The sequence below is a fragment of the Pseudoalteromonas sp. NBT06-2 genome (genome assembly GCF_002276045.1).
Taxonomy (GTDB): Bacteria; Pseudomonadota; Gammaproteobacteria; order Enterobacterales; family Alteromonadaceae; genus Pseudoalteromonas.
Genome location: NZ_NQMR01000084.1, coordinates 1 through 13139, shown reverse-complemented (window position 1 = coordinate 13139; position 13139 = coordinate 1). Strand labels below are relative to the sequence as shown.

Annotated in this window: 10 protein-coding genes; 8 read left to right on the top strand and 2 right to left on the bottom strand. The window is 34.7% G+C overall.

Annotated features, from left to right (window positions below; genetic code table 11):
- The first annotated feature begins 400 nt into the window (after positions 1-400).
- Positions 401-703 (top strand): helix-turn-helix domain-containing protein, encoded by a 303-nt coding sequence (locus tag CJF42_RS16215; RefSeq protein ID WP_095367693.1) that lies wholly within the window; start codon positions 401-403, stop codon positions 701-703.
- Between the two features lie 194 nt (positions 704-897).
- Here the strand turns inward: CJF42_RS16215 and CJF42_RS16210 are convergent, their stop codons facing one another.
- Both CJF42_RS16210 and CJF42_RS16205 read right to left on the bottom strand, forming a co-directional pair.
- The gene (locus CJF42_RS16210; RefSeq protein ID WP_095367692.1) at positions 898-2691 is read right to left on the bottom strand and encodes a UvrD-helicase domain-containing protein; all 1794 of its coding nucleotides are present in this window, start codon (positions 2689-2691) and stop codon (positions 898-900) included.
- A 2-nt stretch (positions 2692-2693) separates the two neighbouring features.
- Positions 2694-4910, bottom strand: coding sequence for an ATP-dependent nuclease (locus tag CJF42_RS16205; RefSeq protein ID WP_095367691.1), 2217 nt, complete (start codon positions 4908-4910; stop codon positions 2694-2696).
- Between the two features lie 410 nt (positions 4911-5320).
- Here CJF42_RS16205 and CJF42_RS16200 point away from each other — a divergent pair, with 410 nt between their 5' ends.
- From CJF42_RS16200 to CJF42_RS16165, 7 genes are all read left to right on the top strand, one after another.
- Positions 5321-6544: a TniQ family protein gene (locus CJF42_RS16200; RefSeq protein WP_095367690.1), complete on the top strand. Its 1224-nt coding sequence runs from the start codon at positions 5321-5323 to the stop codon at positions 6542-6544.
- A 4-nt stretch (positions 6545-6548) separates the two neighbouring features.
- Positions 6549-8627 (top strand): type I-F CRISPR-associated protein Csy2, encoded by a 2079-nt coding sequence (locus CJF42_RS16195; RefSeq protein ID WP_095367689.1) that lies wholly within the window; start codon positions 6549-6551, stop codon positions 8625-8627.
- Between the two features lie 5 nt (positions 8628-8632).
- Positions 8633-9670, top strand: a complete 1038-nt coding sequence (csy3, locus tag CJF42_RS16190; protein ID WP_095367688.1) for a type I-F CRISPR-associated protein Csy3 — start codon at positions 8633-8635, stop codon at positions 9668-9670.
- Complete coding sequence (gene cas6f, locus CJF42_RS16185) at positions 9670-10287, top strand: type I-F CRISPR-associated endoribonuclease Cas6/Csy4 (RefSeq protein WP_095367687.1); 618 nt, start codon at positions 9670-9672, stop codon at positions 10285-10287. The genes csy3 and cas6f overlap by 1 nt, the downstream gene beginning before the upstream one ends.
- Positions 10288-11045: 758 nt before the next feature.
- On the top strand, positions 11046-12155 hold the full coding sequence (locus CJF42_RS16175; RefSeq protein ID WP_141235577.1) for a DUF6035 family protein: 1110 nt from the start codon (positions 11046-11048) through the stop codon (positions 12153-12155).
- Positions 12156-12246: 91 nt separating this feature from the next.
- The gene (locus CJF42_RS16170) at positions 12247-12453 is read left to right on the top strand and encodes a hypothetical protein (protein ID WP_095367684.1); all 207 of its coding nucleotides are present in this window, start codon (positions 12247-12249) and stop codon (positions 12451-12453) included.
- 323 nt (positions 12454-12776) lie between these two features.
- On the top strand, positions 12777-13139 hold a 363-nt coding region (locus CJF42_RS16165), incomplete at its 3' end, for a hypothetical protein (RefSeq protein ID WP_141235576.1).

The following is a 13139-nucleotide window of genomic DNA, read 5'->3' as shown; positions in this document are numbered from 1 at the left end:
TACTGGCCGATTTTTTCCTTTTAGATATTTAGCCATATATTTCCTAATCCAAATCTAAAAACTAAAGTAACGACTCTAGCTTACTTTTGCCCAAAAATGAGTTAGAGCGACCGTCTGTTTTTCGCTCTTAAGGGACATTAACTTTATGCGAACAAAACTATCAAATTACATCAGACATCGCTTGCTACCCAACATTCTTCTTTATTAAAAAAATAATCAATTATTAATATAAATGATCAAACTTTATTTTTTCTGACAATAGTTTAGGTCACAGAACTTAAGTTTATTTCAGTAATATGGGTCATACCCCCTAAAACTAAGGATACCTTAGTACACTTATCCCCTTGAGACTAAGAGAATCTTAGCTATAAAAAAATATAGTTACGGTGCAATGTCTTAAATGGATAATCCAACGCCACTTCGTCTTAAAACAGCACGCAAAGCAGCAGGTTTTACGCAACAACAACTTGGCATTGCTTTAGGTATGGAGCCTAATACTGCTAGCGCTCGTATGAACCAATATGAAAAAGGAAAGCATGCTCCTGATTACTTAACTATGCAGCGCATAGCGAAAGAATTAAATGTACCTGTAGCATATTTTTATTGCGATGATGATTTATTAGCTGAAGTGATTTGCGCTGTTGCTAAGTTGGAAGGAACTGAGCGGAAAAGATTACTCAAAAGTATTAATTTAACTATGTGAAACTAGTCAAAGACCAAAAAAAGTTGTTGCTTCAAAATATGGCCGCTAGCTAAGAGCCTTATAGTAGACGATACCTCTAACTTATTAATGGACTGAAGCGAGCTAGAATCTTCGTTCTTGCTCGCCTATACACATTTAAAAAAAGCAGGCTAGATAATTTCGTTAAGTACCAATGGATTTAAGGTTTTGTATTGCTAGTCTAAATAATCATATCCATATCGTACGCGTTGAAGAACCTCTGTGGAAGTACGTTCTGTTTGATTTGGGCTAAAGCCTTGCATTCTCCCTCTTTCTGAGATCAAATGTAGGTTTTTCCTAGCCCTAGAGGCTATAACGTAAAGAAGCTTCTTAGCACTTTCTTCTGAAGAGTCATTAAAGTTTGGTACTAGCCCTTCAAGAAGGCCAAACGATATAACAGCATCATACTCACCACCTTTCACCCCATGTATTGTTGACACTTTTATCCCACTTCTAGGTTTAAATGCTCGGCGAAATGACTCAATATCAGTTGAAAACTCCTCACTCTCTCTGCGGAGTCTGCTTATTCGATCTTCGGTACTGCTAAAGAAGGAATCATAGTGTTCTTGGAGCATAGGGTAAAGCGAATAATCGACCCCTAAGCTTTCGAACAGCTCTTGGAAGAAGGAACGAAGATAAGCAATTCCATCCTCCTCATCAATTGAAATAGAGTTAATGAATTTAAGGAGACCTTTCGAGGTGAAAGGGTCAACATCGACCATTGCTATCTCTAAATCATATAGTATTTCCGATGCCCATCTTAGACGTTTAACATACATTCTAGGAGAAGGCTCAGTGAGGATGATTCTCGTAAGCTTGTACCAAAAATTCTCAAGGTCTCTAGAGAACGGTACTAAACCTGGCCCATCAAAACTATATTGAGGCAAGCGTTGAACAAGGTTCCTAGTCAATGCGGCTAAGTGTGTCCACCAAGGTGCGATAACACAAATATCATTCTCAGGAATTCCACAGTTATCGATGTTATGCTCAATATATGAGCTAACCTGTTCAACTAAATCATCTTTGTGAGTGACTTGATCATAAGTTATCGTGCTCTGGTAGTCTTTATCATTACCTTCTGCGCTAGTTGTAGTCGGGCTAATATTGTAGTTTCGATAGTACTCTATAATTTTTCGGGAGCTTCTGTAATTTTTGTCCAAGGACATCTTGGTAAACGGAGCTTCAGTTATAGATTCAAGTTCCGTATGGGATATAGCATAACCACCTAATGACGTATATATAGCTTGATTCGGATCACCAACTATAAATGTTTTCACTTTACTCGGATTAGCTTTCATTATGCTTGCTACAATTGAGTATTGAATCTCTTTAGTATCTTGATACTCGTCTATAAAAACGAAAGCAAATAGATTCGATAATATCTTTGATATAGCCACCTTATTACTCAATAGTTCATAAGAAAAATACAATATCTGTTCAAAGTCGATTTGATGATTCTCGTCTAGGTGCTGATGATAAGTTTCTAAAACACTGGTAGCTAAACTCCCACCCGCCCCCATAAAGAGAATACCTTTAGGTGTGTAATAGTGAGTACATTGATAGTAGCTAATGCGTTGAGGGCGTAATCCAAGACAAATATCGGTTATAAGGTCTTCACTGTCATATGAATTAATAACCTTGAACCCATTTTTAAGCTTGTCATGGTAAATACCATAAGGCTTTATAATCCACTCTAAGCAAAAAGCATGAATAGTCCCTATCCATAGTTGAGAGGTATCAACCCCCAATAATTCAATTCTTTCACGAATCTCATCAGCCGCTCGATTAGTATATGTAATTGCTACGATCCATTTTTTCGAATCGGTCAAACTCGACAATTCAAGAGCAATTTTGTACGTTAATGTTCGTGTTTTACCACTACCAGGGCATGCTTCAAGGAATACGTTACCAGGTTGAAGAATCGCATCGACTTGCTCATCATTTAGATCATCTTTATCCCATACAAACATCACTAAATCCCTTTTAAGAAGTGATTGTTTTCTGTCGGGAAGTCAGCAATAAATTCAGATTTAATGTCATCTATATCATCTATTATTAAGTCAAATGCATCCCACTTAGATGCAAATACATTAATTCCCGCTTCATAAGGTGCTAGATATGTTTCCCACTTTGTTTTGAGAACTAAATTACCCGCTGCTTCAGCTGCTCTCATCTTTGTTGTACCTTCAGCAACATGCGCAACTATTGTTTCATATCGATGGGATAGTATCTTAAAAACTAGTTCGGGCTTAAATTCACCATGCGCAAATTTGATTGCTTCAAATATGTACTCTGGAATTACTACTTTAAAGTTAATAGCCTTGCCAAGAGTAATAGCAAACCAGCCCTTACCTTGATGATTTGCCATTGTTAATGCTCTCACCCCAGATATAGCTATGTCTGCGTTAGATAGTTCATCTTTAGCTGTAATTTTTGTAGTAGAATCAACGTAAACATCATTAACTATCTTCTTTAGGTATGAACTATTTGAGGATTTAATGAAATCAACTTCAAAGGTATGATCTGCGTAAAAAGGCTTTAACCATTGGTTGTCTGTACAGAATCTATCAAGCGCCAGTTCTCGGTTTTGTCCTGATTCTTTAGAGCCTTGAGCTTTTTTCTTTTTTTTCTTTAAAGAATCACTATCTGCATCTAGGATTGTCGTATCAAAAAACGTGTCATCGAGATCAGTGATAATACTACAACGCTTCTTAATGCGTTCATCACTAAAGAGCATTGCGATATTTTCAAATCCTGTACTTCTTATATTAACAAGACTAATCCCCATTTCATCTAAACTTAGACCTGTAGTTTTTTTAAACAGGACAGGAATTAGGATTTCTTCTGCATCCCCTTCAACTAAAATGACACTTCGCGCAAATAGTAGGTTGCTGCGAATTGCATCTAAATAACGTTGAACAAATCCAGATTGTTGATCACTAAGCCCTGCAGCAGGCTGAAACACATCACAATTACCATCCACAATACCGATAATGTTCATGTTTTTTATATTACTTACTTCAGAAATATGGGATGAATGAGTTGAGTAAATGATCTGAGTGTTATCGTAGTTGATGTTATCAAATAATGACTTTTGTATATGTGTATGGATATGAGCTTCAGGCTCTTCTATCAACAAGAAGTTAGCGATAGATTGATTAGCTCTTTGATACTTGAACTCTAAAAGTTTCAAAGTAAGGTATAAAAGATTAGCACCACCTAAGCTCATTTCATGAATAGCACCTTCATGCTCATCATTTGACTCCGCGACAAAAAGCTTTAATGATTGGAATAACTGGTCTGAATCATCAGTTAGGCTTGAGCGGATAGAAATAGATTTTGGTGAGTAGGTATCCCCAACAGTGTCACCTACCGTCGATGTGATGTCATCTCTAACATCACAAACGTCAGACAAACCTTCAATATTTTCATTTAATGTTCCGATCAACTCAGCTATTGGTTGAAAGTCCTCTTGGGAAATTTCACCTGACTTATTTTTTAGCAGTGTTAACAGGGGATTGGTTCTATTATTGTGGAAATCTGAAACCACATCTCTCAATGCTTTAATGAAGGTAAATGAAACCTCATTAGGCATATTAAGGATATATGGTAAACGTACACCAACATCTGGATTGTTTAATTCATTTGGAAAAACAACAGCATCAAAGTCACCAACAATAGATTTATATATCTCTGGGTCAGCAAAATTTGCTGTGCTTTTTCCAGTTAATACAGTTTCATAGTCTTCTATCGAGACATCGCTTAAATACTCTTCTAGCGCTGTACTATCACCAGCTAGAAGTATTGAAAGAGCTTGGCGTATATGGGCTTTAGGTCTGAATATGAGGTTATAAGTTGCTTTGGTTACTACCTCTTCTTCATCCTCTATATTTCCGTTACCGTGGAGAAACAGGGATTGACTAGCTTCATCATTAGAAATATCACTAAATTCACAACTTATAATAATCCAGTGACCTTGCCAAGGACCTAACGATCTACAGAAATCACCTTCTGATAATTTTGTCGAAGAGCGTGGCATTGAGTTATCAAGCAACAATCTCATTGCCCGAAATAAGTTAGTCTTACCTGATGCATTCTCACCAATTACAGTGTTAATACCTTTATTAAAATGAAGCTTAACGTTCTTGAAGTTACGGTAATTAATTAGATTTAACTTGGTGATATGCATGCAGTCTCACAATTAGTATCTTTTTTATTTAGGTTGTATAGTACTCTGCCTCAACTAAAAAAGGTAGTTGAAATATACTGAATAACCAACTGATTAATATCTAAATAATCAACCACCACATGCTCAGGTTAGTAGCCATAATCATGATTAATGCTTCAGTGTTCTATATTTAAATTTATGAATTTTCTTAATTGTTGGATAAAAAGGTAACCCATTTTTGGTATGAATTTGTTACTTGGCTATGGCCAAAATATCGGGAAAGTTGTCATTCAGAATATATAGATGACAGAATAAAGAGAGCTTTAATTATCCTAAGGTTTATTTAAGTCATCTAGCTAATCACTTTAAACTGGAAAATAAATTAAACATGTCCTAAACCTAAACTAAGAGTTTCTTAGTTTAGGTTGTTAATGCAATTATTAATACGTCCAAGCCCTTTTTCAGATGAATCGTTAGAGAGTTACCTTTTACGTTTATCTGATGCCAATTTCTTTGAATCATATCAAGAGCTAAGTGATGCACTATGGCAATGGTTATATGAACATGATCATGAAGCTGCGGGAGCATTTCCTAAAGAATTGCATTTAGTTAATGTTTATCATGCACATCAAACGAGTAGTTTTAGGGTTCGTGCTTTAACATTGGTTGAAAAGTTAGCTGGGCTTGAAATCTCAACATTAACGCAATTAGCTTTAATGCATTCTTCGATAAGGTTTGCGGGTAAAACTGCGGTTTTTAGAAGTGATATAGATATACCTCGTAGTTTTTTACGTGTAGCAGGTATTCCGATTTGTCCTCAATGTATTAAAGATCAAACCTATATACGCCAGTTCTGGCATTTAAAACATTATAACGCCTGCCATATTCATAGTTGTGATTTACTAAAAAATTGCCCTAGTTGTAATGCAGTAATTAACTATATGCAGAGTGAAAAAATATCGTACTGTGAATGTGGTTTTGATTTTAGAGAGGCTTCACTATCAGACACCAGAAGAGAAACTGTTAATTTAAGTAGGTTTATTGTTGGGCAGCAAATTGATAGTACTAACCACTTTTTTAATTCCAGTAATTTATCGTTTCGATATGGTGCACTGCTTTGGTTTTATGAACGTTATTGCAAGCTAGTTAAAAATCAAAATTTGGTAATGACAGATTGCTTTGAGTATTTTGAAAAATGGCCTGATGTTTTATATTTAGAGCTCAATCAACAAGTTGAAAATGGATATTTAAAACAAACTAAATTACTAAATCACTCCTCTTTCGAAGATGTGTTTGGGGCATTGCTAAATGATAGTGCTTATTTACCAACGGCTGAGCTTAATAAAAACTTAATTCTAAAAGCGATAATTGAATATTTTGTAAATTTGGTAGGTAATAATCCAAAATCGAAAGAGCCTAATATGGCCGATTTATTATTAAATATTAATGAGGCAGCCGTTTTACTGTGTACTAGCACAGAGCAAGTGTATCGCTTATATCAAGAGGGTTATTTAAAGCTAGCAAGTAACTTAAAGCTACACGTTAAATTACCAGCTTATCAACCCGCTTTTTATTTAAGGCAAGTCATTGAGTTAAGAATTGCAAAAATGCAGTCTCAACGTGACGGGCAAAATAAATATGTGTCGGCATGGTGACTCTATGCATTTAAATACTTTGTTAGATAATAAAGACTTTAAAGACAAGCAGCATAAAATTAGGCGTGCGTTTGCACCTTACTCCAAAGATATTGGTGTTGATGGTAATGAATTAAGTACAGTTATTATTTTATTAAATCTTACTTTTAAAAAATCCGAAATTAGTGATTTAACAAACCCAGATACAGCAACTGAATTATTAAAAAATACGGTTTTATTTGATAAATGTGTTAATGAAGTTCAGTGGTTTCATACTCATAATTTAAAGTATCCTGAGATCAGGGTAAGCCATCAACGCATTATTGCGCCTAAGTTGGATTATTATAGGGGAGTGATCACCAGTGAAAGTGAACCTACATTACTAGGTTGGTCGCATAACAGTGCTGAAGTGAATCATGCAAAACTATTTAGTGCAGGTTTTATTTGGCAAAACAAACCAACAAATTTAGCAAGATTACTGATCAAAAAAGAGCTGTGTTGGATGGATTGCCTTGTTAAGTTAGGTTTAACTAAAAAACGATTAAAATTATTGTGCCAGCAACTTACTGATTCTTTACCTAATGTCGACTTCCCTGATGAAGTGAGTCAATTCTCAAATCAATTAATGCTCCTGATTGGTGATACTTATTGTGCAGTTACTCCTGTAGTTAGCCATAACTTACTCGTTAAAATACAACAGTTGTCTGTAGAGCATAAATTACGAACGGCAATTGTTGAGCATTCAAGACCTACTAATGTAGGCGACTTGGCAACTTCATTAGGTGGTAATGTAAGAGTGATGCGCTATTTACCAACAGTGTTTAATAGTGATGAATTCACTTACAAAGAAAATATGCTGAAAAAATCATTTAAGCAAAGTGGCTGTTTTAATCATAAAGCAATACGTAGTAGAGCTTTCACAAATGCATTACAAGTGATTTCAGGTGAAAGTGATGCCATAACTCATAAGTTAAGGCGTAAAGCTCGTGTGGCTGCGTTGCGTTTGATTCGTGAACAATTAAGCGACTGGTTAACACCATTAATTGAATGGCGTCTAGATTATAAAGAAAACTCTAATAATGAACTTAATCAACAAACATTAGAAGTCGAATTTTTAAAAGCTACTCACTCTGAATTACAGAGCTTGTTAAATGAATTTAGTCGGGTTCTTAACGAGCAGTTTCAATATAACAAATATACGCAACGCTATGCATTTCATCCTGATTTAATGGCACCTTTAAAATCACAGTTAAAGTGGTTATTAACTTGGATTGGTAAATCTGATAAATATTGTGAAGCGCCACAATCGAAAATCGTTTATTTGTATTTTTCAGACTTGCGAGTGTTTGATGCTAATGCTTTAGCCAATCCTTATATTAAAGGCATTCCATCACTAAGTGCTTTAGGTGGTTGGAGTCATAATTTTCAAAGAAAAGTAAATAACATACTAGGAACTGAGCTAACAGTGATAGGTACAGCTTGGTTTATTCAAAATTATAATTTAGTAGCAGGTAAAAACTTACCTGAACCAAGTATATTAACTTCAAAACGTAAGCCCTCCACTGTAAAAAGCTCTGGCATTATTGATACAAAAAAATGTGATATGACAATGGGGTTAGTTTTACGTGTATATATCGATAATCCTGAAAGGTTACAATCAGCATTAATAAAAGCTGCTTTTCCCTCAAAATTTGCAGGTGGTTGTATGCATCCACCATCTTTATATGAAAATAAAGAATGGTGTCATATTTATCATGACTCAAATGAACTTTTCTCTAAGTTATCACGTTTACCTCGTAATGGCTGTTGGGTTTATCCATCAGATAAGACTGCTGATAATTTAGAACAGCTAGCTGATACATTAAAATTAAATCCAAGGTTAAAACCCGCATCGTTAGGTTTTGTCGCATTAGAGCCAATGAAATATAGAGAGAATGCAATAGCAGACTTACATTGTTATGCCGAGCCAGCCATAGGGTTAGTTAATTGTATTAGCCCAATAACAGTGAGGCTCAATGGAGTTAAGTCATTTTTAAATAAAGCATTTTGGCAATTAAATATTGAAAAAGACGCTATGCTTATGAAAATAGCTAAATTTGAGTGATTTAAATGAAGTTATGTAAGCAGCTTAATTATGTTCGTTCGCTGTCACCAGGAAAAGCCATCTTTTTTTATAAAACACCAGAAAGTGATTTTGTACCATTACAAGTTGAAGTTAATAAAATAGCAGGGCAAAAATCTAGTTTTTCAGAAGCTTACGATGGTAGTGGTAACTATAAAAATACAGCTCCTCAAGACTTAGCTTTTGCTAATCCTCATACAATTGATGCCTGTTATATCCCACCAAATATTAAAGAAGTTTATTGCCGATTTTCATTAAGGGTAGAAGCAAACGCTGTTGAACCAAGAGTGTGTATAGATCCTAAAGTTAAAAAATGGCTCGAAAAGCTCGCAACTCAATATAAAAACTCTAATGGTTATGATGAATTAGCGCGCAGGTATTGTATGAATATTTTAATGGGCGCTTGGCTTTGGCGGAATCAGCATACAGGTGGCACTAAAATAGAGGTTTTAACATCATCAGGTAATACTTATGTTATCGAAGATGCAAGAAGACTAAGCTGGCATTCTAACTGGCAATCACAAGATGATGAGGTTTTAAATCAGTTAACTAAGGAGTTTAGCCAAGCTTTAAGTGATCCTAAGGTTTATTGGTTTATTGAAGTAACAGCAACTCTAAAAACAAGTTTTTGCCAAGAAATTCACCCAAGCCAAAGGTTTACAGATAACGTAGAGCAAGGAGAGTCATCTAAGCAGCTTTCAACCGTTACTTGTACTGATGGTAAAGAGGCTGCGTGTTTTCACGCTGAAAAAATTGGTGCCGCATTACAGCTAATTGACGACTGGTGGCATATTGAAGCAGATAAAAGATTAAGAACCCATGAATACGGTGCAGATAAACAAAGCTTAATATCTCAACGTCACCCATCAAAACATAACGATTTTTATTCGTTGGTGATTAGAGCTGCGGTGTATATTCGTTATATGAAAAGACATAATTTAAGTGATGATAAAACATCTAAAGATATTCATTATGTAATGGCTGTATTGTTAAAAGGTGGTTTATTTCAAAAGGGGAGAAGTTAATGCAAGAACGATACTTTTTCGCTATTAAATATTTACCGCTAAATGTAGATCAATGTTTATTAGCTGGACGCTGTATTTCTATTTTACATCGTTTTATTTCAGCAAGAAATATTACAGGTATTGGAGTCAGCTTTCCTAATTGGTCTGATAATAGTTTGGGAAATACCATTGCATTTGTAAGTGAACACGAATCCCTTTTAGCTGAGTTATCAGAGCAATCATACTTTAACATGATGGCTAGCGATAATTTATTTGTAGTCAGTGAAGTAACTGCTGCTCCAGAAAACCTCCCTGAAGTTCGATTTAAGCGTAACCAAAGTATTGCTAAATGCTTTGTTGGTGAAAAAAGAAGGCGGCTTAAAAGAGCTAAGCGAAGAGCGCACAGTAGAGGTGAAGTGTTTAACCCTAAAACCCCTGAACCAGAAAAAGAAATACAACCATTTCATAGTGCATTAGGGAGCAGTAAAAGCTCAAATGAAGCGTTTTTATTACATATTCAAAAAGTAAATTCAGTATCAGTTAAAAGTAATGACTATAGTAATTATGGCTTAGCGACAAACCAAAAGTTTTTAGGTACAGTACCTGATTTATCTGGTGTTGAAATACCTTTTTTATAGTCATGAAATAAAAGGTTTTATTTTCAGTTTGTTAGAAGGCATGGTAATAAAGGGCAATTTAGCTAATCACATACTAACTGACTGGAATATAATCTATTATTTACTAATATATAGTGAACTGCCGCATAGGCAGCTGGAAATTCGGCTTCTCTTACATTGCCCCATTTTGTTAAGTGAACTGCCGCATAGGCAGCTGGAAATTAGAGCGCGCGCGCTTCAACACAATTTGCTAGATGAACTGCCGAACAGGCAGCTGGAATTAGGCCAAGAAGAAAGCAACAACATCGTATTAAACTAATCTGCCGAAAAGGTAGTGTTTTAAATTAAAGCCCCAGAATTTTCTGGGGCTTTTTATATGATTTAACTTAAAAATGAGTATCAATAGGTATTTATTGATAAGGCTTCTACACAAATGGAAAATAAATCTTAATAGTGCGAATGCATAAGATAAACTCTCTAAATAGCATAACTAAAAAGGCAGTTATTCAATTTGAAGGTTTTAATGGTAAGATTTATTTTGATGCCGTGTTTATAGCTATTTTAATATATGCTAAAAACTATTAACTTATTAATATACTATAAGAAAAGTTGCTCATTACGCTTTTAGAAGCTCAAACTGAAGAGAGCAATATTTTTTGAATCTCTTTGAGAAATCACCTGAGGAAATGGATTATGCACTCGACGAGGCAACGATTAGATAATAATTTGCAATAAGTAAAACCAGACACTATGAAGGAATAAACATGTCTACAATCCAGATGGTATTTTCAACTAAAACACTTCAAATATATCGTTCCGTTGATCTTTTTTCAAAGTATGATGAGAAAACACTATTTACTTTAAGAAGGGACCTTAAAAATCAAAAAAAAGGGATCTTATTATGTGCCACATGCTTACAGCCCCTTTTTATTGCCGGTACTCTCAATCAAGCTCTTTATTTCCGGCATATGAAAGATTCTGATGATTGCCCAATCAAAACTACTAGTAACTTAAGCAAAGAAGAAATTGAAGCCATGAAGTTTAATGGCCAGAAGGAGGGGGCTCAACACAAAAATAATAAATTATTGTTAGCCTCCATTTTAAGGAAGGATCCACTTTTCGAATCAGTAGAGGTTGAAAAAACATTTAAGGATGAAAATTCATCAGGAATTGCTAAGCATTGGCGCCGACCTGATATCTCAGCAAAAATTAAATCAAGCGGGATGACCATGGTGTTTGAGCTACAAGTTAGTACAACATTCTTAGATGTTATTATCGCTCGAGATGAATTTTACAAACGCAATAAAGCATCAATATTGTGGGTGTTTCTTGAATTTAACAACGACACTTTTACACAAAAAGACATTTTCTACAGTTCAGGTATGAATGCATTTGTATTTGATAGTGAAGCTATCGAAGCAAGTAATGAAACTGGTAAGCTACATTTTAATTGTCATTATATTGAATATGTTTGTGAAGATATAGAGGGTCTAAATGAAGCTCGTTTAGAGAAAGTCTACCGCAATAAATTAATTGAAATCGAAGAGTTAAAATTTGATTCGAAATCAAAAAAGCCATACTTTTTTAATGTAGATAGTAGTAAGGAAATAGTAACTCGCCAGGTCAAAGAACGCACCCAGTTATTAAAGTCTCAGTTTAAAAAAGAAATGGAAGAAGCAAAACGAAAATACAAAAGTAAAAAACAAAATACTGTTACTCCTCGGCCCATGAAAATTAACTCAAGTATTGCACCAGCTTTATATGAACAACTGAAGTTAAATGGAAAGCATAATTCTCTTAAGTGCTCTAATTGCGGCAATACAAATGACTTTCGCTCCGTGGCATGCTTTATTACATGCAATGAATGTAATTCATCTGTTGATTGGTAGCTCTGAAACAAAACAGGGTTTCAAGTGGTCGAGTATTTACAGATAAATAAAGATTAATCACTTTTGCTATAATTTGGATGTAACAACATAAATGAAATTAATCAGCCTAAAGGAAAATAGCATTTATTTTGATAAGAACTTCGTCTGCTCATCCGGCATTGCAGCCATAAGACAGTGGGATCAAAAGGCAAGACCTGACCCAAAATTTATTCATTTAAAAAATCTAATGTTCCATGACTTTAAAAAAGTAAAATCCATGTTTAAAGAGGTGTTAAAGTGTGATTTTGGTGATATTTAATGGCTTTTCGAAGCTGTTAAAACTAGATGTCACTGTGTTCATCTAGCTGGGTTAGATAAAAATGTGGATAGGATTGATGTTGCGGTAGGCTCTATTGCATTGATTATTGAAAAACCATCATTTCTTGTTTATGAAATTGAACTAATCATTCAAGAACCCCCTGAACTCGATAATTTTTAACTGAAAGCTTAATCAAGGGGAAATTAGTAGCTATTGCTCTTGACAGGTGTAGAGTGACCCAGGGGTTAAGCCTAAGGATCTGATAAATATAAATATAAATATAAATATAAATATAAATATAAATATAAGAATGGATTTACTAAATGAAAAACTACCAGAAAGCATTGGATTCTATTATACCACCATCTATTAGAAACCTTATTTCTACAACAGGTTTTATATCAGGGAGAGCCTCATTAACTTCCGATCTAATGAACACTCATAGTGTAATAAATGACTTGGCAGTTAAGACTGGTTTATCATCAGTGGCTTCTGATTATATTAAAAACTACCAAAGTGCATTAAATAACATTGGTTTACCGGCCATAAATGACTTGGCTGTTAAAGCTGGTTTATCATCAGTAGCTTCTGAATATATTAACAACTACCAAAGTACATTAAATAGCATTGGTTTATCATCCATGAATGACTTGGCTGTTAAGTCTGGTTTATCATCCGTGGCCTCA